22 protein-coding genes are annotated in these 23,782 nt (G+C 70.3%); 5 read left to right on the top strand and 17 right to left on the bottom strand.

Translation table 11 applies throughout. The features are described 5' to 3' along the window. Positions 1 to 2: 2 nt before the first annotated feature. From AB0B94_RS29220 to AB0B94_RS29170, 11 genes are all read right to left on the bottom strand, one after another. Complete coding sequence (locus tag AB0B94_RS29220) at positions 3 to 683, bottom strand: DUF4272 domain-containing protein (RefSeq protein ID WP_091394559.1); 681 nt, start codon at positions 681 to 683, stop codon at positions 3 to 5. A 110-nt stretch (positions 684 to 793) separates the two neighbouring features. Further along, on the bottom strand, positions 794 to 2,074 hold the full coding sequence (locus tag AB0B94_RS29215) for a thymidine phosphorylase (protein WP_357287940.1): 1,281 nt from the start codon (positions 2,072 to 2,074) through the stop codon (positions 794 to 796). Positions 2,075 to 2,140: 66 nt separating this feature from the next. Further along, complete coding sequence (locus tag AB0B94_RS29210; RefSeq protein ID WP_357287688.1) at positions 2,141 to 2,845, bottom strand: cytidine deaminase; 705 nt, start codon at positions 2,843 to 2,845, stop codon at positions 2,141 to 2,143. Between the two features lie 85 nt (positions 2,846 to 2,930). Beyond that, positions 2,931 to 4,211: an ABC transporter permease gene (locus AB0B94_RS29205; RefSeq protein ID WP_357287685.1), complete on the bottom strand. Its 1,281-nt coding sequence runs from the start codon at positions 4,209 to 4,211 to the stop codon at positions 2,931 to 2,933. Between the two features lie 3 nt (positions 4,212 to 4,214). Continuing rightward, complete coding sequence (locus AB0B94_RS29200) at positions 4,215 to 5,588, bottom strand: ABC transporter permease (RefSeq protein WP_357287680.1); 1,374 nt, start codon at positions 5,586 to 5,588, stop codon at positions 4,215 to 4,217. Continuing rightward, positions 5,585 to 7,159 carry an ABC transporter ATP-binding protein gene (locus AB0B94_RS29195; RefSeq protein WP_357287937.1) on the bottom strand — a complete coding sequence of 525 codons (1,575 nt, stop codon included), beginning with the start codon at positions 7,157 to 7,159 and terminating at the stop codon, positions 5,585 to 5,587. The genes AB0B94_RS29200 and AB0B94_RS29195 overlap by 4 nt, the downstream gene beginning before the upstream one ends. Positions 7,160 to 7,409: 250 nt before the next feature. Then, entirely contained in the window at positions 7,410 to 8,477 is a 1,068-nt protein-coding gene (locus tag AB0B94_RS29190; RefSeq protein ID WP_238671365.1) for a BMP family ABC transporter substrate-binding protein, read from the bottom strand. Between the two features lie 277 nt (positions 8,478 to 8,754). Then, a complete protein-coding gene (locus tag AB0B94_RS29185) occupies positions 8,755 to 9,096 on the bottom strand; it encodes a hypothetical protein (protein ID WP_091397247.1) in 342 nt (113 codons plus the stop codon). Positions 9,097 to 9,194: 98 nt separating this feature from the next. Beyond that, entirely contained in the window at positions 9,195 to 10,124 is a 930-nt protein-coding gene (locus AB0B94_RS29180) for a sugar ABC transporter permease (protein WP_357287675.1), read from the bottom strand. Then, positions 10,121 to 11,761, bottom strand: coding sequence for an ABC transporter permease subunit (locus tag AB0B94_RS29175; protein WP_357287672.1), 1,641 nt, complete (start codon positions 11,759 to 11,761; stop codon positions 10,121 to 10,123). Before AB0B94_RS29175 ends, AB0B94_RS29180 begins: the two co-directional genes overlap by 4 nt. Continuing rightward, positions 11,761 to 13,011, bottom strand: a complete 1,251-nt coding sequence (locus AB0B94_RS29170) for a maltose ABC transporter substrate-binding protein (RefSeq protein WP_357287669.1) — start codon at positions 13,009 to 13,011, stop codon at positions 11,761 to 11,763. Before AB0B94_RS29170 ends, AB0B94_RS29175 begins: the two co-directional genes overlap by 1 nt. Positions 13,012 to 13,209: 198 nt before the next feature. Between AB0B94_RS29170 and AB0B94_RS29165 the strand changes: the two genes are divergently transcribed. The 3 genes from AB0B94_RS29165 (at position 13,210) to AB0B94_RS29155 (ending at position 16,503) form a co-directional block, all read left to right on the top strand. Beyond that, positions 13,210 to 14,256 carry a LacI family DNA-binding transcriptional regulator gene (locus AB0B94_RS29165; protein WP_238671149.1) on the top strand — a complete coding sequence of 349 codons (1,047 nt, stop codon included), beginning with the start codon at positions 13,210 to 13,212 and terminating at the stop codon, positions 14,254 to 14,256. Between the two features lie 32 nt (positions 14,257 to 14,288). Then, positions 14,289 to 15,923: a glycoside hydrolase family 13 protein gene (locus AB0B94_RS29160; protein ID WP_357287664.1), complete on the top strand. Its 1,635-nt coding sequence runs from the start codon at positions 14,289 to 14,291 to the stop codon at positions 15,921 to 15,923. A gap of 208 nt (positions 15,924 to 16,131) precedes the next feature. Continuing rightward, positions 16,132 to 16,503: a VOC family protein gene (locus AB0B94_RS29155; protein WP_357287661.1), complete on the top strand. Its 372-nt coding sequence runs from the start codon at positions 16,132 to 16,134 to the stop codon at positions 16,501 to 16,503. A gap of 4 nt (positions 16,504 to 16,507) precedes the next feature. On the opposite strand, the gene AB0B94_RS29150 is transcribed toward AB0B94_RS29155, so the two are convergent. The 6 genes from AB0B94_RS29150 to AB0B94_RS29125 all read right to left on the bottom strand — a co-directional run bounded on the left by AB0B94_RS29150 (position 16,508) and on the right by AB0B94_RS29125 (position 21,284). Then, positions 16,508 to 16,945 carry a hypothetical protein gene (locus AB0B94_RS29150; RefSeq protein WP_210784766.1) on the bottom strand — a complete coding sequence of 146 codons (438 nt, stop codon included), beginning with the start codon at positions 16,943 to 16,945 and terminating at the stop codon, positions 16,508 to 16,510. 81 nt (positions 16,946 to 17,026) lie between these two features. Further along, a complete protein-coding gene (locus tag AB0B94_RS29145; RefSeq protein WP_091394595.1) occupies positions 17,027 to 17,413 on the bottom strand; it encodes a GntR family transcriptional regulator in 387 nt (128 codons plus the stop codon). After that, positions 17,413 to 18,339 (bottom strand): YhjD/YihY/BrkB family envelope integrity protein, encoded by a 927-nt coding sequence (locus tag AB0B94_RS29140; RefSeq protein ID WP_357287654.1) that lies wholly within the window; start codon positions 18,337 to 18,339, stop codon positions 17,413 to 17,415. Before AB0B94_RS29140 ends, AB0B94_RS29145 begins: the two co-directional genes overlap by 1 nt. A 109-nt stretch (positions 18,340 to 18,448) precedes the next feature. After that, positions 18,449 to 19,033, bottom strand: coding sequence for a 2'-5' RNA ligase family protein (locus tag AB0B94_RS29135; protein WP_357287651.1), 585 nt, complete (start codon positions 19,031 to 19,033; stop codon positions 18,449 to 18,451). A 25-nt stretch (positions 19,034 to 19,058) separates the two neighbouring features. Further along, a complete protein-coding gene (gene trpS, locus AB0B94_RS29130) occupies positions 19,059 to 20,084 on the bottom strand; it encodes a tryptophan--tRNA ligase (RefSeq protein WP_238680461.1) in 1,026 nt (341 codons plus the stop codon). A 33-nt stretch (positions 20,085 to 20,117) separates the two neighbouring features. Then, positions 20,118 to 21,284, bottom strand: coding sequence for a hemolysin family protein (locus AB0B94_RS29125; protein WP_357287646.1), 1,167 nt, complete (start codon positions 21,282 to 21,284; stop codon positions 20,118 to 20,120). Between the two features lie 195 nt (positions 21,285 to 21,479). Between AB0B94_RS29125 and galE the strand changes: the two genes are divergently transcribed. Beyond that, positions 21,480 to 22,463: a UDP-glucose 4-epimerase GalE gene (galE, locus tag AB0B94_RS29120; protein WP_357287643.1), complete on the top strand. Its 984-nt coding sequence runs from the start codon at positions 21,480 to 21,482 to the stop codon at positions 22,461 to 22,463. Then, positions 22,460 to 23,629 (top strand): galactokinase, encoded by a 1,170-nt coding sequence (gene galK, locus AB0B94_RS29115; RefSeq protein ID WP_357287640.1) that lies wholly within the window; start codon positions 22,460 to 22,462, stop codon positions 23,627 to 23,629. Before galE ends, galK begins: the two co-directional genes overlap by 4 nt. Positions 23,630 to 23,782 lie beyond the last annotated feature (153 nt).

Genomic DNA, 23,782 nt, shown 5'->3' with positions numbered 1-23,782 from the left:
GCTCAGGTGGAGAGGTCGACCTCTTCCCAGCCGGGCGGCTCGTCGTGGTACGGCCCGCGCAGGATCACCGCCCACTCCAACGCCCAACGCCGCTGCCCGATCGCGTTCGCGTCGACAAGGCCTGGTGCCCGCCGGCCACCACGCTCGGTCTCCAGGTACGCCCAGTCGAGGCAGTAGTGCAGGTCGAGCAGGGCGGCCGCGTCCGCCGGGTGCTGCGGCGCCGTGAGGATCCGGGAGCGCCAGTGCGGGAAGGTCTCCCCCTCGGCGATGTGCGGCAGCCGCTCGACCAGCCGTTCGTCGACGGCCAGCGTCGGGTCGAGCTGTTTGCTCAGCCCGAGCACCCAGGCCAGCGCGAAGAGCGCGTCGTGGTGCAGCACGAACGACCGGTGGTCGCCCTTGCCGCCCATCACGAACTGCCACTCCGGTGGGGTGACCATGTCGACCAGGTGCGAGCCGAGCAGCCAGCTCATCGCCGCCTGCGGTGGCATCCCGAAACAGCGGGCCAGGATCAGGTGCAGCACCGCGATCCGCGCCTCGATCTCCCCTGTCGGACGCAGGTCGATCTGATCACCCGGCTCCCAGACGAGGGGGAACTGGGCCGGCGGTAACGGCAGGCCGAGCCGGGACAGCTCGTCCAGGCTCGCCTCGCGCACCTCACGTGGGTCGGGGGCAGCAACGGTCACGGCGGATCTTCCTGTCTGCTCGCGCCGGCGCAAGGCCGGTTGTCCCCCCTTGGCCTGCGACAATAGCGCTCCCAGGTGACCGGCACCACGCCAGGGCGACGCTGGATCGGTCAGCCGATGCGTTCGATGACCAACGACGTCGCCGCCGGGGCCGTCGGCGCGATCCGCACCGCGGTGGCGGCCTCGGTCCGCGCGGCCGGAATCCGCGTCGCGTCGTCGGCACGCAGCTCGTAGAGCGCGTCACCGGCCCGCACCTCGTCACCCGGCCGTTTGTGCAACACCACGCCGGCCGGCACGCTGACCGGGTCCTCCTTGCGCGCCCGACCCGCGCCGAGCCGCCACGCCGCAACCCCCATCGCGTACGCGTCGACGGCCGCGACGTAACCGTCCCGCTCGGCGCGGACCACCTCCACCTCGGCGGCCGTTGGCATCGGCGCGTCCGGGTCGCCGCCCTGCGCCCGGATCATCGCCCCCCAGGAGTCCATGGCCCGCCCGTCGCGCAGCGCGGCAGCCGGATCGGCGTCCGGCAGACCGGCGGCGTCGAGCATCTCCCGGGCCAGTGCGAGGGTCAGCTCCACCACGTCGGCAGGTCCACCACCGGCCAGCACCTCGACCGACTCGGTCACTTCGACCGCGTTGCCGATCGCCAGGCCGAGCGGGGTGGACATGTCGGTGAGCAGGGCGACCGTCCGCACCCCGTGTGCACCGCCCAGCTCGACCATGGTGCGCGCCAACTCACGGGCCTGCTCGACAGACTTCATGAAGGCGCCCGAGCCGACCTTGACGTCGAGGACCAGCGCCCCGGTGCCCTCGGCGATCTTCTTGCTCATGATCGAGCTGGCGATCAGCGGGATCGCCTCCACAGTGCCGGTCACGTCGCGCAACGCGTACAGCTTGCGGTCGGCGGGGGCGAGCCCGGTGCCGGCCGCGCAGATCACCGCACCGACCTCGTCCAGTTGGGCGATGAACTCGTCATTGCTCACAGTGGCCCGCCAGCCCGGGATGGACTCCAACTTGTCAAGCGTGCCGCCGGTGTGCCCGAGACCCCGGCCGCTGAGCTGCGGCACGGCCGCGCCACACGCCGCCACCAGCGGGGTGAGCGGCAGAGTGATCTTGTCGCCGACGCCGCCGGTCGAGTGCTTGTCGACAGTCGGCCGGCGCACCGCCGACAGGTCCAACCGCTCACCGCTGGCGATCATCGCGGCGGTCCACCGGGCGATCTCCGGCCCGGTCATGCCGTTGAGCAGGATCGCCATCGCCAGGGCGGACATCTGCTCGTCGGCGACAACCCCCCGGGTGTACGCGTCGACCACCCAGTCGATCTGCGCGTCCGACAGCACCCCGCCGTCCCGCTTCACCCGAATAACGTCAACAGCAGCAAAACTCATCAGAAGATCTTCCCTCGTCTGTTGCAGATCCCGTTCCACGGCCCGTGACCACGTCAGGGCCGGGGCCACTCAAGACCAGCGCACCGGGATCTCCGCAGGCGGCTCACCCTCACCAGCCCAGAAGATGGTGCCGGTGGCGTCCACCACTACCACCCGGGGCGTCCGGGCCAGGCCCCAGGTGATCGCCTCGGCCGGGTCGTCCCAGCTCGGCGCCTCCTCCAGCACCCCGGTTTCGGCGCCGACGTCGTCGCCGGCCGACCGCTCCCAGTACGCCGTCCAGACCTGCTGACCAGCGGAGATGTCCGGGTGCACGAAGACGGTGCCGCGCCCGCGCCAGGCGGCGAGCCGCTCCGGGACCACCGGCACCGGTGTCTCACCGGTGACGGCTTCCAGGTCCTCCACGCCGAAGGCGTGCGGCAGCAGCTCGGCCATCCGCAGTGGCCGGGTCTTGCTCTCGATCAGGCACTCCGGCCCGCCGTGCTCCCAGAGCAGCTGCCGGCAGCGGCCGCACGGCATCAACGGCTCGCCGGTCGCGTCGACGCAGGAGAGCGCGACGATCCGGCCCCCACCGGTGGCGTGCAGGCTGGACACGACCCCGCACTCGGCGCAGAGCGTCACCCCGTACGCGGCGTTCTCGACGTTGCAGCCGACCACCACACGGCCGTCGTCGACCAGCGCGGCCGCGCCGACCGGGAACGTCGAGTACGGCGCATACGCGTGCCTCATCGCGTCGGTGGCGGCGGCGCGCAACTGCGCCCAGTCAATGTTGGTCATGCCATCATTCTGCCGAAGTAGCCCAGGTCAGAGGCGGGCAGGGCCGCTCCCCGGCCCGGCGCGCAGCGGTCTGTGGTGATGGTCGTCAGCCCTTGATGTACGGCTTGCCGTCGGCGGCCGGTGCCCGGACCCGGCCGACCAGCCCGGCGACCGCCAGGATTGTCGCCAGGTACGGCAGCATGGCCAGGAACTGGCTGGGGATGACGCTGTTGATCGCCCCCAGGTAGGTGGCGAGCTGGTCGGCGAAGCCGAAGAAGAGCGCGGCGAGCAGCGCGCCGGTCGGGTTCCACCGGCCGAAGATCAGCGCGGCCAGGGCGATGAAGCCCTTACCGCCGATCATGTTCTTGGTGAACGAGTAGAGCGCCAGCGTGTAGGACGCGCCGCCGATGCCGGCGACCACACCGGCCAGCAGCACGTTGCGGTAGCGGACCCGCAGCACCTTGACGCCGAGCGTGTCCGCGGCGATCGGGTGCTCGCCGACCGAGCGGGTCCGCAGCCCCCACCGGGTGCGGAACAGCCCGATGTGGATCACCAGGACCAGGAGCAGCCCGAGGTAGAGGAAGATGTTGCCGCGGAACAACGCCGGCCCGAGCACCGGGATGTCCTTCAGCAGCGGGATCTCCCAGTTGCTGAAGCGGGGCGCGCTGTTGTACTTCGCGGCGTCGGTCTGCATCAGCCGCTCGTAGAGGAAGCCGGTGACGCCGACGGCCAGCAGGTTCAGCACGATGCCCATGACGACCTGGTCGACCAGGTAGCGGATGGCGAAGACGGCCAGCAGCAGCGAGATGAACGCCCCACCGATAGCCGCGGCGACCAGGCCCACCCAGACGCTGCCGGAGATGCTGCCGAACAGCGCGCCGCTGAACGCACCCATCAGCAGTTGGCCCTCGATGGCCACGTTGACCACGCCGGACCGCTCGCAGAGCACCCCGGCGAGCGCGCCGAAGATCAGCGGCAGGGCCAGGATGAACGTGCCCCGGATGATGTTGACCAACGGCATGAAGTTCTGCCCGGTCGGGGCGGCGGAGACCTGCCAGCAGAGGAACGACAGCACGAAGGCGACCAGCCCGACGCCGAGCACGGGAAGGAACCACCGCTTCGGCACCCCGGCGAGCAGCGCCGCGCCGGCGGCGACCGTGATGATCCCGAACAGGATCGCCCCGATCGTGCCGTTGATCTCCAGTGCGGCGCCGGCCGCGTCGTCGCTGAGCGTGAACCGGGCCTTCTGGTCGGTGGCGAGCGCGCCGAAGAGCACCGCTGACAGCAGGCCGAGCGCCAGCAGCGTGAGACCGACCTTCCGGCTGCGGGTCCAGAAGCCCTCGTCGACCGGGGCGACAGCGATGTCGGGGACAGCCATGGTGGACATGAGTTACCAGCCCTTCGCCAGGCTCGTCTGCAACCGGGCGGCGCGCGCGGCCCGGAGCTGGAAGATCGCCTTCACCAGGGCCGGTGCGGCGATGAAGATGACGATCAACGCCTGGAGCACCGTCACCAGCTCCAGCGAGATCCCGGAGTACGACTGCATCCGGTTACCACCGGCCTGAAGCGCGCCGAACAACAGCGCGGCCAGCAGCACCCCCCAGGGCTTCACCCGCCCGAGCAGCGCAACCAGGATGCCGTCGAAGCCGATCTGCGCGACCACCAGCGGGGTCAACGCGCTGGCGGTGGAGCCGAGCACCATGTTCGAGCCGCCGAGGCCGGCCAGGATTCCGGCGAAGACCATGATCAGGATGTACGTCCGGGTGACGCTGATGCCTGCGGTCCGGGCGGCGTCCGGGTTCGCGCCGACCGCGCGCAGCTCGAAGCCGAGCGTGGAACGGTTGAGCAGCCAGGCGACCGCCCAGGTGGCCAGCACGGCGAGCAGGATGCCGGCGTGCACCCGCAGGTTGTCGCCGAGCAGTCGGGGCAGCTGGGCGGAGGTGTCGACCGCCTTGCTGATCGCGTCGGTGCGGTTCGGGTCCTGCACGCCGTTCTGCACGATCAACCAGGTGAGGAAGTACGTGGCGACGTAGTTGAGCATGATCGTGTTGATCACCTCGTGCGCGCCGGCACGGGCCTTGAGGATGCCGGGGATGAAGCCCCAGATCGCTCCGCCCAGCGCGCCGGCCAGCACCGCCACCAGCAGGTGCAGGCCGGGTGGCAGGGGCAGCAGGAAGCCGGCCAGCGCCGCCATGATCACACCGATGGTGGCCTGGCCCTGCGCGCCGATGTTGAACAGGCCGCCCCGGAAGGCCAGCGCCACCGACAGGCCGGTGAAGACCAGCGGCGCCGCGTAGGTCAGCGTCTCCGAGATCGGCGCGAGCACCGCCTGCCAGCCGTTCGCGCCGTCCAACCAGCCGGAGAACGCCTCGGGGTCGAAGATCGAGCCCTTGAACAGGTTCGCGTACGCCTCGCTGACGAGCGTCCAGCTGGAGTTGATCGCGTCGGACGGGCGCGAGGTGATGTACGAGTAGGTCGAGAGCACGTCGGGATCAGAGATGATCATCAGCACCGCGCCGACCACGATCGCCAGCACCAACGACAACAGCGTCACAGTGAACGTGTTGGCCGCCCAGAGGTTGTCCAGGAACAACCGGCCCAGGCTCGGCTTCGGCTCAGACTCCGGGCCCGGCTTCGCCGCCGAGCGGTCCGGCTCGGTCGCCACCTCGGCGCGTTCGGTGTTGCCGAGCGCGTTCTGCGCGGCCTGCGCCTCGCTCGCCGGCTCCTTGTCCGGGGAGCCCGACTGCGGGTTGGGGTTGGTCATGCCTCGTCCTCGCTCGCGGAGCCTGCGTCGTTCGCCGGGCTCCCATCTGCCACGCCGGGGCGGTCGGCGGCGGGTGCCGCTCCAGGCTCGTCGGCGGCGGGTGCTGCGATGGCGTCGTGGGCCGCGTCCGGGCTGATGCCGGCCATCAGCAGGCCGATCTCCTCACGCGGGGTGTCCGGGTCGACGATGCCGATGATCCGGCCGCGGTACATCACAGCGATCCGGTCGGCCAACCCGATCACCTCGTCGAGTTCACTGGAGACCACCAGAACGGCGGTGCCGATGTCTCGTTCACGGATGACCTGACTGTGGATGAACTCGATCGACCCGACGTCGACACCACGGGTCGGCTGGGCGGCGATGAGCAGCTTCAGCGGCCGGGACAGCTCCCGGGCCACGATCACCTTCTGCTGGTTGCCGCCGGACAGGGTGCCCACCGCCGCGTCGGCAGATGAGGTACGAACGTCGAACTGCTCGATCCGCTCCTTGGCGGAGGCGGCGATCGCGTCCGGCTTCAGCGCGAGCCCGGCACCGAACGGCGGCCGGTCGTAGATGTCCAGCACCAGGTTCTCCGCGACGCTGAACTCCTTGATCAGGCCGTCCACGCTGCGGTCCTCGGGTACGTAACCGACGCCCGCCCGGAGCACCCTCTTGGGCTTCCAGCCGTTGATCCGGTCACCGGTCAGGCTGATCGTGCCGGCGAGCGCCGGGCGCAGGCCCATGATCGCCTCGATCAGCTCGGTCTGACCGTTGCCCTGTACGCCCGCAACGCCGAGCACCTCGCCCGCGCGCACTGTCAGGTCGACGCCGTCGACCGCGCGGATCTGCCGGTCGTCGTCGACGACCAGCCCGGCCACCTCCAGCACCGGGTCGCCCGGCGTGGCCGGGGTCTTGTCCACTGTGAGCCGGACGTTGCGCCCGACCATCAACGCGGCCAGCTCATCCCGGCTGGCCTCCGGCGAGGCGGTGCCGACGGTCTTTCCGCGTCGGATCACGGTGATCCGGTCGGCGATGGCCTTGACCTCGCCAAGCTTGTGGGTGATGAAGACGATCGACTTGCCGGCCGCCTTGAGCGACCGCATGACCGTCAGCAGCTCCTCGGTCTCCTGAGGGGTGAGCACCGCTGTCGGCTCGTCCAGGATGAGCAGGTCGACGTCGCGGGTGAGCGCCTTGACGATCTCGACGCGTTGCTGGATGCCGACCGGCAGGTCCTCGATCACCGCGTCCGGGTCGACCCGCAGGTTGTAGCGCTCGGACACCTCGGTGACCTCGCGCCGGGCCCGCCGCCGGTCCAGGAAGCCGGCGATGCCGCCCCTGATCTGCTCGGCGCCGAGCATGATGTTCTCGGTGACGGTGAAGACCGGCACCAGCATGAAGTGCTGGTGCACCATCCCGATCCCGGCCCCGATCGCGTCGGACGGGCCCTTCAGCTTCAGCGGCTTGCCGTCGACAAGGATCTCGCCCTCGTCGGGCTGGTAGAGCCCGTAGAGCACGTTCATCAGTGTCGACTTGCCCGCGCCGTTCTCGCCGAGGAGGGCGTGAATCTCTCCAGGCTCCACCGTCAGGTCGATGTGATCGTTGGCGACCAGATCACCGAACCGCTTGGTGATGCCGCGCAGTTCGAGTCTCAGCGCAACCTCCTGGAGTGCGAGCGATGGTGCAGCCTAGCTGCCGTCGTACCGGCCGGACCGGACCGGCCGCCGTGGTGCGCGATCGGCCGCTCCGACCCCGCGGGGTGTCCGCAGAGCCGGAGCGGCCGATCGGTCGTACCTGTCCCCCGCCGGCCCTCCCGATGATCTCACCGGAGCGGCTGGCCGGTTGTCACTTGGTCGGCTGGGCCTTCGAGGTGACGGTGATGGTGCCGGCGGCGATGTCCGCCTTGATCTTGTCGACCTCGGCCTTCAGCTCGGCCGGAACCTTGCTGTCGAAGTCGTGGTACGGAGCGATCGAGACACCGTTGTTGGCCAGGGTGCCGACGAAGCCCGGGTTGGCCGGCAGCTTGTCACCGGCGGCGGCCTTGACCACGGCCTCCTTGACGGCCTCCGGGATGTTCTTGACCACGGTGGTGATGATCGCCGCGCAGTCCGGGGTGCTCTCGCAGCCGTCGACGTCCACCCAGATGGTGCTGTACTTGCCACCCGAGGCCTTGGCCGCGGCGGTGGTGCCGAGGCCGGAGCCGCCGGCGACCGGCATGATGATGTCCGCGCCCTGGGCGACCAGCGCGTCGGAGACCTTCTTACCCTCGTCCTGCTTGTCGAAGGCGTTGGAGAAGGAGCCCTTCTGGGTCTCCTTGTTCCAACCCAGCGCCTGGACGTTCTTGCCCTTGGTGGTGTTGAAGTACTTCACACCGTCGACGAAGCCGTCCATGAAGATGGTCACCGGCGGGATCGGCACAGCACCGTAGGTGCCGACCTTGCCGCTCTTGCTCATCCCGGCGGCCAGGTAGCCGGCCTGGAACGCGGCCTGGGCGGTGTCGAACTGCATCGGGTAGACGTTGGCGTCACCCGGGTTCGCGTCGACGATGCCGAACTCCTGGTTCGGGTTCGCCTTGGCGATCTTCGAGGTGGCGTTGGCCATCAGGCCACCGACCGCCAGGATGAAGTCGCACTTCTGGTTGACGAACTGCGTCAGGTTCGGCTCGTAGTCGGCCTCGGCCTTCGACGCGACGTACTTGATGTCGATGTTGTCGTTGGCGGCCTTGGCCTCCTGCAGGCCCTTCCAGGCCGAAGCGTTGAACGACTTGTCGTCGATGCCGCCAACGTCGGTCACCATGCAGGCGCTGAACTTCTTGGCGCCACTGCCGGCGTTGTTGTCATCCTTGGGCGCCTCGCCACAAGCGGCGGCGGTGAGCGCGAGCCCACCCACCGCGAAGATCGAGGCGATCCGCATCCCACGCACCGAGCGCAAGACGTCTCCTTCCCATTGCACACCGCGCCTTGTGCGGTGGCAGCCCATCAGCCGACCTGCGGGTGTGCCGCCGGCTGTCCCACGTTACGGACGGGAGCGTACGCCCGCGTCCACCCACCGGCCGACAATCGTGCACGACTGTTGAGCGCCTGTTACCCGGGTGTAACCCTTGCGTGGGGCAAGTCACTCTTCGTGCTGGTAACCGAGCGCCATGGCGTCCGCAACGTCCGTTTTCTGGAGGCGTTTTCCTCCTCGGACGTTACCGCCAAAAGACCGCGACCGCCGCGTTGACCAGGGTCAGACCGACGATCGCGAGGAAATGACCGCGGTTGACCACGTCCCGCTTCCGGGAGAAGAAGACCATGACGAAGATCAGCAGCGCGATCACCAACTTCGTCACAAGTTTCGCCGGTGCCGGCTCGTCGCCGTCGCGCAGCGGCGCGGAGAGGCCCAGCCCGGTCAGCAGCTGGATGACCGCGCCCCACAGCATGGCCGGGTTGATCCGCAGCCGACCGCTGGCGTACTGGGCGATCGAGCCACCGAGCAGCAGGGCGAACCCGATCAGATGGACGTAGAGAAGGATGAGTCTGAGAGCTTCCACGCTCGCCATACTTCCCTATGAACGACGGATCGTAGTAGAGGGAACCGCCGACGAACCGGGATCAGTCGATCACTCGGCCGCTGACCGGCCGATTCGCCTCAACCCTTGACGGCTCCCGAGGTCAGCCCGGAGACGATGTACCGCTGGAGGAACTGGAACACCAGCACCGTCGGGATCGCTGTCAACAGGGTGCCGGCCGCGAAGATGCCGAAGTTGGTGTTCCGCTCGCCGCCCTGCAACATGCCCCGCATGCCGACCGCGAGGGTCTTGGCGTCCGTGTCGGTGAGGAACACGCTCGCCATCAGGAACTCGTTGATGGTGTTGATGAAGGCGAGCAGCCCGGTCACCGCGAGGATCGGCGCCACCAACGGCAGCATGATCCGGAAGAAGACCTGGGCGTGTGAGGCGCCGTCCACGGTGGCCGACTCGTCCAGCTCGCGGGGCAGGGTGTCGAAGAAGCCCTTCATCAGCCAGGTGTTCACGCCCAGCGCGCCACCCAGGTAGAGCAGCAACAGACCCCACGGGGTGTTGAAGCCGATGGCCGGCCACAGGTCGGTGATCGTGCCGAAGATCAGGAAGATCGCAACGATCGCCAGGAACTGCGGGAACATCTGGATCAACAGCAGTGACAGCAACCCCACCCGTCGCCCCTGGAACCGCATCCGGGAGAAGGCGTACGCCGCGAGCGCGGAGAGAAAGACCGAGGCGAACGCGGCCCCGCCGGCGATGAGCAGCGAGTTAAGGAACCAGTCAGCGAACTCGGTGCGCGCGAACAGATTCCCGAAGTTCTCCACCGACACCCCGCCGGTCGGCACCAACTCGGTCGACGACAGGGTGCCGAGCGGATTGAGCGCCGCCGAGACGACGAACACGAGCGGAAAGAGACTGAACAGCACGCCGAGCAGGCCGACCAGGTGCCGCCAGCCGACCTCGGCGAACCATCGCTTCCTCCGCTCGCCCGCGTTACGGTTGACCGCCGCCGGGCCGTTCGCGCCGCCCGTGACGGCGGTGCCGGTGAGCATGGTCATGCGTACACCTCCTCCTGTTGGCGGGTCCGCCGGAAGCTGACCGCCGACACCACCGCGACGATGGCGAAGATGAACAGCGAGATGGCAGCGGCGAAGCCGAACTGTGCGGCCTGGCCACCGAACGCCAGCCGGTAGGTGTAGGTGATCAGCAGGTCGGTGGCACCGTTGCTGGGGTTGTCCGCCGGGAACGGCGCGCCCTCGGTGGTCAGGTAGATCGCGTTGAAGTTGTTGAAGTTGAACGCGAAGGACGAGATCAGTAGCGGCGAGAGCGCGACCAGCAGCAGCGGCAGGGTGACCGCCCGGAACGACTGCCAGCGCGACGCCCCGTCGACCGAGGTGGCCTCCGTCAACTCCCGTGGGATGGCCTGTAGCGCGCCGGTGGCCACCAGGAACATGTACGGGTAGCCGAGCCAGAGCTGCACCAGGATCACCGCGGCGCGGGCAGACCAGTCCTGCCCGAACCAGTCGACGTCGAGCCCGAACAGATTGTTGATCAGCCCGAAGTCGGTGTTGAACATGTCCCGCCAGACCAACAGCATCGCGAAGGACGGCATCGCGTACGGCAGGATCAGCAACATCCGGTAGAGGTTGGTGCCCCGCACCCGGGGCGAGTGCAGCGCCAGGGCGATCAACATGCCGAGGATGAACGTGCCGCCGGTGGAGCCGATGGCGAAGGCGAAGTTCCAGATCAGCGTGCCGAGGAACGGCCCGGAGATCCGCTCGTCGGTGAGCACCCGGGTGAAGTTGGACAGCCCGACGTTCACCTTCCAACCCTGGGCCAGCCGCTCGCCGTCGGCGGCGACGAACGCGCCGACCTCGCCGTCCGCGGTCCAGGTCTTGCCACTGTCGCTGTCCTTGACGCAGTCGCAAGCGGCGTCGTACGCCCGGACGGCCTTGCCCTCGTACGCCCGGGACAGGCCGGACGAGCGCAGCGCGCCTCCGGCGGTCGGCACCACCAGGTCCGTGATGTCCTTGCTGCGGGCGCTGGCCTGGCCGAAGTTCAGCACGGTGTAGCCGTCGGCCGCGGTGACCTTTCCGCCGCGGCCGACGGTGGCCGCGCCGGGATCGAGCGGACGCAGGCCTTCGGCGTCGCCGACGGAGACCGTGCCGGTTCCTGGCTTGGTGATCAGGAAGACCAGGGCGCCGGTGGCCGGGTCGCCAGTGGTGGCGACCGACAACGGGTACTGGGTGGACCCCGGGACCTGCTTGACCGAGGAGCTCTGGATCGCGACGATCGCGTCGTCCTTGCTGCCGCGGTGGCCGTCGCCGAAGTTGGTGAAGGCCGTGCTCGCGGTGTAGAGCACCGGTACGACCTGGAAGGCGATCAGGAAGAGCGTGCCGGGGATGAGGTACTTCGCCGGGACGTGCCGGCGGCCCAGGTACAGATAGAACAGTGCGGCGGTGGTCAGTGCCAGCACCGCCAGCCCGACCCACTTCTCGGCCGCCACGAGCGGGAAGGCCGCCCAGATCGCGATCCCGGCCACCAGGCCGAGCAGGATCACCTTCGCGGCGAGGCCGGCCGCGGTGATCGGCGCGTGGTTCCGCGCGGTACGGGAGGTGCGCGGGGACCCGGTGCGGACGGGCCCCCGGCCCGGGGCCTGCTGGGCAGACCCCGGGCCGGACAGCGGTGTGCTCATTACTTGATCGAACCGGCGATCGTCTTGCCGGCCGCGGTAACCGTGCTGGTCGGGTCGGCGCCGCCGATGACGGCCGCCTCGGCCTTGCCGAACGGGTCCCAGATCGCGGCCATCGCCGGGATGGCCGGGAGCACCTGGCCGTTCTTGCCGGCCTCGATGAACTTGGCCAGGTCCGGGTCGGTGCTCTTGACCTGGTCCAGCGCCGCGGTCAGCGCCGGCGGACGCGGGTCGGCCTGGTAGAGCGCCACAGCCAGGTCCGGCGTGGTGACGTGGTTGGCGACGAACTCCTGGGCGAGAGCCTTGTTCTTGCCCTTGGCCGCCACGTAGAAGGACTGGACGCCAACGAATGGCGCGGCCGCCTTGCCGCCGGCGAAGCCGGGAACGGCGGAGACGTCGTACTTGATGCCGGCCTTCTTCACGTCGGCGGTGGCCCATGGCCCGGAGACCAGGAAGGCGCACTTCTTGCCGGTGAAGGTGGCTGTCGAGTTGGTGTCGGCGATCGAGCGCTTCAGCACGCCCTCGCCCTTCTCGCCGAGCGCGGCGATCTTCTTGAACGCGGCGATCGACTCCGGCTTGCCCACGCCCAGGTCCTTCGGGTCGTAGTCGCCGTTCGCTGTGGTGCCGAAGAGGTAGCCGCCGGCCGAGGTGTACAGCGGGTAGATGTGGTAGGCGTCGCCCTTCTGGCCGACCTGGAGGCAGAGCGTCTCGGTGACCTTCTTCTGCGCCTTGAGCTGCTTGCCGGTGGCGATCAGGTCCTCGATCGTCTTCGGTGCCTCGGGGGCCAGTTCGGTGTTGCGGATCAGCGCCAGGTTCTCCTGGGCGTAGGGCACGCCGTAGAGCTGGCCGTTGAACGTGACGGCCTTGACGGCGGTCTCGTTGAAGGCGGCCTTCTGCTCGTCGGACAGCTGCACCGGGTCGATGGCACCGTTCTGGACCAGGTTGCCGATCCAGTCGTGCGCGCCGATCACCACGTCCGGGCCGCCGCCCTGGCTCGATACGGTCACGAAGTTGTTCTGGAGGTCCTCGTTCGGGACGGCCTGGACCTCGACGCTGACGCCGTTCTCCTGGCCGAACTTCTCGGCGAACGGCTTGAGGGCGGCGGTCCGCTTGTCGTCCGCCCAGATCACCAGTTTGCCGCCGGCGGCCTTGGGGGTGTCCTTCGCGGCCGGCTCGTCGCTGTCGCCACCGCAGCCTGAGGCGGCGAGCGCCAGGGCGAAGAGGGCGACCACACCCGCGGTACGGATGCGCATCGGTGCTCCTGTCGTCGTGGCGGGTCGCCGGGGGAAGGGCGGCCCGCCAGTGGGAACCTCTGGAAGTTCTTGCCATCCGGCGCATTGATCCTGCGCCGCTGCTCTCGCATGTTGCGGGGACGTTAGCAAGACGTTGCAAGTAATGGAAGGGCTTGCAGAGCGCCCCGCAAGAACTTGCCGGTGGGCTAAAGTGCCGCCATGCGCGCTCGACTGTCCGACATCGCCCAGCAGGCCGAAGTCAGCGAGGCCACGGTGTCGCGGGTGCTCAACGACCGCCCCGGCGTGGCCCCGGAGACCCGGCAGGCCGTCCTCACCGCCCTCGACGTGCTCGGCTACGAGCGTCCGGCCCGGCTGCGCAAGCGCAGCGCCGGCCTGGTCGGCCTGGTGGTGCCGGAGCTGGACAACCCGATCTTCCCCGCCTTCGCCCAGGTCATCGAGTCCACCCTGGCGCAGAGCGGTTTCACCCCGGTGCTCTGCACCCAGACCGCCGGCGGCGTGACCGAGGACGAGTACGTGGAGATGCTGCTGGACCGGCAGGTCTCCGGGATCGTCTTCGTTTCCGGTCTGCACGCCGACACGGCCGCCAACCACGACCGCTACCGGGCCCTGCTCGCCCGGCCGCTGCCGGTCGTCATGATCAACGGATACGTGCCCGGCATCGGCGCGCCCTTCGTCTCCTGCGACGACCGGGAGGCGGCCGAGCTGGCGGTCGCCCACCTGGTCGCCCTCGGACACCGACGGATCGGCCTGATCACCGGCCCGGACCGGTTCGTGCCGGTGCAGCGCAAGGTGGCCGGCTGGCGTTCCGCGATGACCCGGCTGGCCGGCGTCGCCGAAGCCGACCTGGGCCCCCTCGCTGAGCTGTCACTGTTCGGAGTGGAGGGTGGCGAGGCGGCGGCCGGCCGCCTGTTGGACCGCGGCGTCACAGGCGTGGTCTGCGGCTCGGACCTGATGGCGCTCGGCGCGGTCCGGGCCGCCCGCCAACGCGGCCTCAACGTCCCCGAGGGCCTATCAGTGGTCGGCTACGACGACTCCCCGCTGATGGCCTTCACCGATCCGCCGCTGACCACGATGCGGCAACCAGTCACCGCGATGGCGGTGGCCGCCGTCCGCGCGCTGGTGGACGAGATCAACGGGCACGGGGCCCCGAACTCGGAGTACCTGTTCCGCCCGGAGCTGGTGGTGCGCGGCTCCACAGCTGTCGCGCCGACGTCCGCGCGCCTTTCTTACGCAAGATCTGCTTGACTCTTGCAGCAACGGGCCGGCATATTGCTCGAATGATCAGCACCGCCACCCCGCCGCACGCCACCGACGACGACTGGTGGCGCTCCGCGGTCGTCTACCAGGTGTACGTCCGCAGCTTCGCCGACAGCGACGGCGACGGCACCGGCGACCTCCAGGGCATCAGGCAGCGCCTGCCGTACCTGCGCGACCTCGGGGTGGACGCGCTGTGGCTGACCCCCTTCTACACCTCGCCGATGATCGACGGCGGGTACGACGTGGCGGACTACCGGAACGTCGACCCGATGTTCGGCACCCTCGCCGACTTCGACGCGATGATCACCGACGCGCACGCCCACGGCCTGCGGATCATCGTCGACCTGGTGCCCAACCACACCTCCAGCGCGCACCACTGGTTCACCGCGGCGCTCGCCGCCGGCCCCGGCTCACCGGAGCGGGCCCGCTACCTCTTCGCCGACGGTCAGGGCACGCACGGCGAGTTGCCCCCGAACGACTGGGAGAGCATCTTCGGCGGCCCCGCCTGGACCCGCACCCCTGACGGACAGTGGTATCTGCACCTGTTCGACAGTTCCCAGCCGGACCTGAACTGGCGGCACCCGGAGGTCCGCGCCGAGTTCGAGGACGTGCTGCGGTTCTGGCTGGACCGGGGCGTCGACGGATTCCGCGTCGACGTGGCGCACGGCATGATCAAGGCGGAAGGGCTGCCGGACGTCGGCTTCAGCTCGGCGACCACCGGCCAGCGCCAGGTCGAACTGCTCGGCAAGGGCCGGCTGCCGTACTTCGACCAGGACGAGGTGCACGAGATCTACCGGGCCTGGCGGCCCATCCTGGACAGCTACCCGGGCGGTCGGATGGCTGTCGCCGAGGCGTGGGCCGAGACCCCACAGCGCCTGGCCCGCTACATCGGCCCGGACGAGCTGCACCAGGCGTTCAGCTTCGACTTCCTCGACGCCACCTGGTCGGCCGACTCGTTCCGCAAGGTGATCGACACCGCGCTGGCAGAGGCTACCGTCGTCGGAGCGCCCACCACCTGGGTGCTGTCCAACCACGACAAGCAGCGGCACGTCACCCGGTACGGCGACGGCGTCGAAGGGTTGCGCCGAGCCCGGGCCGGCAGCCTGCTGATGCTCGCCCTGCCCGGCTGCGCCTACCTCTACCAGGGTGAGGAACTGGGCCTGCCGGAGGTCCTCGACCTCCCCGACGAGCTGCGCCAGGATCCGGCGTTCCTGCGCACCGGCGAGAGCCGCGACGGCTGCCGGGTGCCCATCCCGTGGAGCGGCGAGCTGGCCCCGTACGGCTTCGGGCCGGCCGGCAGTGAGCTGAGCTGGCTACCCGCCCCGGCGCTCTGGCAGGCGCTGTCCGTCACGGCGCAGACCGACGTGCCCGGCTCGACACTGGAGCTGTACCGGACCGCGCTGCGGATCCGCCACGTCCATCCCGCGCTCGCCCTCGACGCCGACGGGGTCACCTGGCGGGAGAGCGAACCGGGCGTGCTGGCCTTCTCCCGCTCCGCCGGCGCGACAGTGCTGACCTGCGTGGTCAACTTCAGCGGCGCGCCGGTCCTGATCGACGGGTACGGTCAGCCCCTCGTCGCCAGCGACCAGCTCACCGAGCAGGGCACCGGTCAGCTGCTGCCAATTGACGCGGCAGTCTGGTTGGAACGCCGCTGAACGGGTAACCCGTTCTCGACCTGGTCGTTCGTCGTGCCCCGCGCCGGCGGGCGACTGGGCTACCGGCCCCTTGTGGTGGGGGGTGAGGTGCCACCGGCGCCGCGCGGAGTCCGCTCCGTGTGGCGCCGGTGTCCGTATGCCGCCGGTGGTTGAATCCGCGGCTGGCGGGGGTACCGAATGGGGCACCATCACGACGGAGGTGACCCCCATGGCGGTACGGATCGCCCAGTGCACGCTCGACGTCGAGGACCTGGACCTGATGGTCGCGTTCTGGTCCGCTGCGCTCGGCTATCAGGTCGAGCAGGGTGACGACGGCAGCGCCAAGCTCTGGCCGCCGGGGCAACCGTCCGCCGCCGCGCCAACCGTCTGGTTGCAGGGCTCGGGCACCGCCAAGCGGGGCAAGAACCGGCTGCACCTCGACCTGGTCGCGGACACGGACCCCCGGTCCGAGGTGCGGCGGCTGCTGAGCCTCGGCGCGCGGCAGGTCGACGTCGGGCAGACCGGGGCCGAACAGTTCACCGTGCTCGCCGACCCCGAGGGCAACGAGTTCTGCGTGCTGGACCGCGCGCCGACTCGCTGACGTCTCACTTCGCGGTGAGCAACGCCGCGATCCGGGTGAAGCCGGCGCGTACCTCGGCCTCGTCCGGCGCTTCGGCGGGCTCACCGTGGCCGGCCTCGTCGGCTGCCGCGTCCAACTCCTCGTCGATCACGTCCTCGAAGTCCCCGTACAGGTCGGCCCCCTCCACCTGCCGGGCCTCGTCCTCGGCGGCGACCTGCGCGGCGGCGATCTCGCTGCGGATCTCGTCAGCGGACAGCGCCGGCAGCAGCGGCTCGACCACTGCCATCAACTGCTCCTCGGCCACCACCGCCTCAGCCAGGGCCAACGCGTGCGGTCGCTCGTACGGCCCGCAGACCACCGGCTCCCACTCGTCAAGATCACCGAGCGGACCGAAAGTGATGATCCACGGCAGGCCGAGGAGCGGTGAGTCCGCCGGCAGGTCCAGTGTCATGAGTGCGCCCACCGGCTCATCATGGTCCGCGAACGCGAGCGCCGACGCCGTTCTTCTCAGTTATCGCCCGTCCGACTGTCGATCGGCGGCCGGTCAGCCGGGGCGGACCGCGTCCAGGGCGGCGCGAACCAGAGCGAGCGCGGTGGCCGGCGGCACGCCGAGCCGGGCCGCCTCCGCCGCGTAGCCGGCCGCCGCCCGCTGCAACCGGTCGACGGCGTCGTCCCGCCCGGGGGCGACGAAGGTGCCGTTGCGCCCCCGCGTCTCCAGCAGCCCGGCCGCCTCCAACTCCCGGTAGGCGCGGGCCACGGTGTTCGCTGCCAACCGCAGGTCGGCGGCGAGCTGCCGCACCGTGGGCAGTCGGCTGCCCACCGGCAACCGGCCATCGCCGATCAGCTCGGCGAGTTGCACACGCACCTGCTCGTACGGGGGCACCGACGAATCCGGGTCGACCGAGATCAGCACCTGCGCGCCTTCCGTCATCAGCCCGCACCGCCCGGCGTACCCGGGTCGATGCCCTCGTCGGCAACCTTCGGTGGGGCGGGGGTCTCCGCCAGATCCACCACTCGACCGTTGGTGCTGGTCGCCAGGAGCGCCGCGCCGAACAGCACCAACTGGTTGAGCAGGTAGAGGTACAGCAGCAGACCGACGGCGCCGGCCACCACCGTGTACGCCGGGTTCCGCTCGGTCCGCACCACGTAGTACCGCCCGACGGTGTTCAGCAACGTGATGCCGACAGCCACCAGCACCACCACCGGGCGCAGCCGCGACCGGCTCATCCGCAGCCGGGGCACGGCCAGCAGCAACGCGGTGGCGAGCACCGTGTTGACCAGCACGCTGAGCACCGCACTGATGGTGGTCAGACCCACCGACCCGGTGCTGCGCAGCAGGAAACGCAGCAGCGACTCCAACGCGTCCACCGCCGCGACCGAGACGCCGAGCAGCACGAAGACGCCGATCATCACGCCCAGGTCGACGAGCCGCCGCACCACCAGATTGCCCGGCTGCTGGTTGAGCTGGTACATCAGCCGTTGCGAGGACCGGATGGCCTCGACCCAACCGATCCCGGTGAAGACAAGGATGACAAGGCCGACCACACCGACAGTGCCGCTGGAGTTGGCGATCTGCTCGGCGTCCAGGAACGGCAGATTTTCCTTGAGGAAGTCGGCCGCCGCCGCGCTGACCTCGTCGTTGTCCTCCAGGATCGCCCCGAAGATCGAGAACGCGACAAGGGCAAGGGCGAACACGGCGAAGAAGCCGTAGTAGGCGATGGCTGCGGCCAGTCGGCCGGCCAGCACCTCGCCGTACAGCACACCGGCCCGCCACACATGATCGAAGAGCCCCGACCGGTGGCGCGCGGCGCTCACCCAGCGGTCGATGCCCGCCTCGATCCGGCCGATCACGTTCACGCGATCATCCTCGCCGATCTCCCAGCGCTGTGGTGGCAACCGGCTCCCGATGCTCGCCGGCCGGCGCGTCGCCGATGATTCAGGTGCCGACGGCTCGATTGCCGGCGTTTCAGTTGCTGGCGCTTCGGGTGCCGAGGCAGAAGTCCCGACGCGGCTGCCACCTGGCCTGCCCGCTGTGCGAGAAGAGGGTGAACCCGTCGACCTCGAACATCGCGGAGAAGTCGGCCAGATCCTCGTACACCTTGTCCAGGGCCTCCGGTGCCACTTCCTGAGCCACCGTGACGTGCGGATGGTACGGGAAGCGAAGCTCGCGGTGCAGGCCCGGCGCGGCGGCGATGGCCGCGGCCAGCAGCTCGCACTCGCTGATCCCCGCGGCCACCGCGACGAACACCACCTGGGTGACCGGACGAAACGTGCCGGTGCCCCTCAAATGCAGCGTGAACGGCAGGTGCGCGGCGGCGACGGCGGCCAGGTGCCGCTCGATCGCCGGCAGGTTGGCCGTCCGGATCTCGGTGGGCCCGAGCAACGTCACGTGCGCGGGCACCGCCAGCGGATCACCGGCCTCGACCCGCCGCCGGGTGAGCAGGGCGCCCCACGGCTCGGGGATGTCCACCGCGATGCCGATCTGGATGGTGTCGCCGGTCGGCGGCACCCCGCCACTGCGATCCACGCTTCGCGCCGCCCCTCCGACCACCGAGCCGTCCACCTCTACCGCGGAGTTACTCGCCGCGCACGGGCGGGAAGAACCCCACCCGCTCGTACGCGGACCGCAGGGTCGTCGCGGCCACCGCGCGGGCCTTCTCCGCGCCGGCCGCGAGCAGCTTGTCCAACTGCGCCGGATCGTCGAGGTAGGCGCGGGTACGCTCCTGGATCGGCCGGACGAAGTCCGTCACCACCTCGGCCAGCTCCTTCTTCAGATCGCCGTAGCCGCGGCCCGCGTAAGCGGCCACCAACTCGTCGATGCTGCGACCGCTGAGCGCCGAGTAGATGGTCAACAGGTTGGACACACCCGGCTTGGTCTCGGCGTCGAAGACGATCTCCCGACCGGTGTCGGTCACCGCCGAACGGATCTTCTTCGCGGACCGGGCCGGATCGTCGAGCAGGTCGATGATGCCGGCCGGCGAGGACGACGACTTCGACATCTTCGCGGTCGGGTCCTGCAGGTCGGTGATCTTGGCAGTGTCCTTGACGATGTGCGGCGCGGGCACCGTGAAAGTCGCGCCGAACAGCGAGTTGAAGCGCTGGGCCAGATCCCGGGAGAGTTCCAGGTGCTGGCGCTGGTCCTCGCCGACCGGGACCGCGTTGGCCTGGTAGAGCAGGATGTCGGCGGCCTGGAGGACCGGATAGGTGAACAGCCCGACGCTGGCCCGCTCGTTACCCTGCTTCTGCGACTTGTCCTTGAACTGGGTCATCCGGCTGGCCTCGCCGAAGCCGGTGATGCAGCCGAGCACCCAGGCCAGCTGCGGGTGCTCGGGCACCTGCGACTGAACGAACAGGGTGCTGCGTTCCGGGTCGAGCCCGACCGCGAAGAGCTGCGCCGCCGCCACCCGGGTCCGCTGGCGCAGCAGCGCCGGATCATGGCCCGCGGTGATGGCGTGCAGGTCCACCACGCAGTAGAACGCGTCGTGGGTGTCCTGTAGCGCCACCCAGTGCCGCACCGCGCCGAGATAGTTGCCGAGGTGGAACGAGTCGGCTGTCGGCTGGATGCCGGAGAAGACGCGGGGCCGGGCGGGAACGTCGGACATGGCGATAATTCTGTCAGCAAGCAACCCGGTCCGTCATGACGGGCCGGCGGGTCGGCTCCGGCCCGCCGGCGCCGGGGTGCTGACCTCGCCCGCTTCGCCCGCGCCGACCCGGCGCGTCGGCCCGACCGTGACCCGGCGGTGCTGCCCCGCCACCGCCTCCCGGGCCGGCTCGGGGTCGCCCGCCGCGGCCGACGCAACGTCGTACTCGCGGTGCTGCTCGGTGCTCTGCTCGCGGCGCTGCTCGGTGCGGGCGGCGGAGACGGCGAGTCGGGCCACCCGGCGGCCGTCCAACGTGAGCACCCGCAGCAACCAGCCGGCCGGCAGCCCGGCCGGATCGGGTACGCCGACCTCGGCGGGCTCACCCGGCACCGGCACCTCGTCGCCGGTCACCGGGAGTCGGCCCAGCGCGGCCATGACGAACCCGCCCACCGTCTCGTACGGTCCGGCGGGTAGGGCCACCCCGGTCCGCTCGGCGAAGTCAGCGAGGTTGAGGCGGCCGTCCACCACCGCGGGCAGGCCTGCGTACACCGGGTCCGGGGTGGCGTCGTACTCGTCGTGGATCTCGCCGATCAACTCCTCGATGAGGTCCTCCAGGGTGACGATCCCGGCGGTGCCGCCGTACTCGTCGACGACCACCGCGAGGTGCTGACCCTCCCGGCGCATCTCGGTCAGCGCGGCGAGCACCCGTTTGCTGCCCGGGAGCCGCTTCACCTCCCGGGCCAACTCGCCGACGGTGACGCACGGGTCGGCGTCCGGGCGCAGCAGTACGTCACGCAGGTGCACGAAGCCGACCACGTCGTCGTGCGTGCCGTCGGTGACCGGGTAACGGGTGTGCGTCTCGGCGCGGACCAGTCGGGCGGCTTCGACGATGGTCAGCCGCGCCGGGAGGAAGACCACCTCGGTGCGCGGCATCATCACCTCGCGGATCAGACTGGCGCCGGCCACCAGGACCTCGTCGATGATCCGCCGCTCGTCCGGGTCGAGCACCGTGTTCGCCGCGACCAGGTCCCGCAGATCGGCCTCGGAGATGTGCTCCCGGCCGGCCGTCGGTCCGGTCCCGAGCAGATCGGTGACGAGTCGGGTCGCTCCATCTGCGGCGCGTACCACCACCCGGGCAACAGCCCGGGCGAGCGGGCCACTGTCGCGGCGGGGATGTGCCCGCGCGTGTCGCCGGAGCCCGGTACGGGCCGCTTCCCGCATGACAGAGATGGTAGACACCGTGGGCCCACCACGCCGGGGATCAGGTGGAGCCACGGAGAGATGTTCGGCTCTGTTTAATCATGAGAGATTATGATGGAATGGGGTTGACGGTGGCGACGGCGAGAGCGCCGGCCACCGCCCTAGTGTGATCATTGAAGGGCCACGTCCCGGGCGGGCCAGGCAGGAGGCAACGACGTGAAACTGCTCGTCACCGGGGGCGCCGGCTTCATCGGGAGCGTGGTGACCCGGATGCTGCTCGACGCGGGCCACCAGGTGGTCATCCTGGACGACCTGCGTACCGGCCACCGCGAGGCGCTCGCCCCGGATGCCACCCACGTGGAGGCGTCCATCCACGACGCCGCCCAGGTCATCACCGCGGACGCTGGTTTCGACGGGGTGCTGCACTTCGCCGCCCTGATCGCCGCCGGCGAGTCGATGGTCAAGCCGGAGCTGTACTGGCAGAACAACACCATCGGCACGCTCGCCCTGATCGACGCGGTCCGGGCCGCCGGGGTGCCCCGGATGGTCTTCTCCTCCACCGCCGCCGTCTACGGCAACCCCACCGAGCTGCCCATCACCGAAAACGCGGTCAAGGCACCCACCAACACGTACGGCGCCACCAAACTCGCCGTCGACATGGCACTCACCTCCGAGGCGATCGCGCACGGGCTGGCCGCCGTGTCGCTGCGCTACTTCAACGTGGCCGGCGCGCACCTCGACGGCGACATCGCGCTCGGCGAGCGGCACGACCCGGAGACACACCTGATCCCGATAGCGCTGGACGTCGCCGCCGGCCGGCGGGAGAAGCTCCAGCTCTTCGGGGACGACTACCCCACAGTGGACGGCACCTGCGTCCGCGACTACATCCACGTCGCCGACCTGGCCCGCGCGCATCTGCTGGCGTTGGACGCGGCCACCGGCGGCCAGCACCGGATCTACAACCTGGGCAACGGCAACGGCTTCACCAACCGGCAGGTGGTCGACGTGGTCCGCGAGGTCACCGGGCACCAGCTGCCCGTCGAGGTCGCGCCGCGCCGCGAGGGCGACCCGGCAGAGTTGGTGGCATCGTCCGCACTGGCCCGCGACGAGTTGGGCTGGGTGCCGCAGAAGCCGACACTGCACGACATGGTCGGCGATGCCTGGGCGTTCTACCGCACGCACATCCTGGGGCAGTCATGACCAACCCGAGCGGTGATGTCGTCGAGCGGGCCGCGGCCGGCTTCTCCGCGCAGTTCGGCACCGAGGCTGCCGGCCGCTGGGCAGCCCCGGGCCGGGTCAACCTGATCGGTGAGCACACCGACTACAACGAAGGCTTCGTGCTGCCGTTCGCGCTGCCGATGCGCACCGTCGTCGCGGCCGACCGGCAGGACGGGGAGCACTGGACGGCCTGGTCCGAGCTGTCCGGCGAGGCGATCACCTTCGGCGCGGACGACGTCGCCGAGCCCCGTCGGGTCACCGGCTGGGGCGCGTACGTAGCGGGTGTGGTCTGGGCGCTGCGCGAGGCCGGCCACCAGGTGCCAGGCGCCCGGCTGGCGATCGCCTCCGACGTGCCGCTGGGCGCCGGGCTCTCCTCCTCGGCCGCGCTGGAGTCGGCCGTGCTGGCTGCCCTGCTCGACCTCGGCGGGCTGGAGCTCGCCCCGGAACTTCAGCCCCGGCTGGCGCAGCGGGCGGAGAACGTCTACGTGGGCGCGCCGACCGGCATCATGGACCAGTCCGCGGCGATCCGTTGCCGCGCAGGGCACGCCCTCTTCCTGGACTGTCGCGACGAGTCGGTCGAGCACATCCCGTTCGACCTGGACGCCGACGGGCTGGCTGTGCTGGTCATCGACAGCCGGGCGCCGCACCGCCACGCCGACGGGGAGTACGCGGCCCGCCGCCGCTCCTGCGAGGCCGGGGCCAGCGCGCTCGGTGTCAGCGCGCTGCGGGACGTGGGCGTCGACCAACTCGACGCCGCACTTGCCCGGCTCGACGACGAGGAGACCCGGCGCCGGGTCCGGCACGTGGTGACCGAGGACCAGCGCGTGCTGGACACTGTGGCGCTGCTCCGCGCCGGCCGGGTCCGCGACATCGGCCCGCTGCTGACCGCCTCCCACGTCTCGATGCGCGACGACTTCGAGATCACCGTTCCGGAGATCGACACCGCGGTCGAGGCAGCGTTGGCGGCCGGCGCGCTGGGCGCCCGGATGACCGGCGGCGGCTTCGGCGGCTGCGTGCTCGCGCTGATCGAGGCCGACCGTGCCGACGCGGTAGCCGCCGCCGTGACCGACGCGTACGCGCAACGAGGTTTCACCGCCCCCGGCACCGTGACGGTCCTCCCCTCCCCCGGCGCCACCCGCCTGCCCTGACCCCGCCCCAGCCGACCCCCGGTCCCCTGCCCCCACCGCCCACCACGGCCGGGGCCGGGCGGAGGCCCGGACCGCGCGGAGGCCCGGACCGCGCGGAGGCCCGGACCGCGCGGAGGCCCGGACCGCGCGGAGGCCCGGACCGCGCGGAGGCCC

It is taken from the genome of Micromonospora sp. NPDC048986 (assembly GCF_040649335.1).
GTDB lineage: Bacteria > Actinomycetota > Actinomycetes > Mycobacteriales > Micromonosporaceae > Micromonospora > Micromonospora alfalfae.
This window is presented reverse-complemented; position numbering and strand designations above follow the sequence as displayed.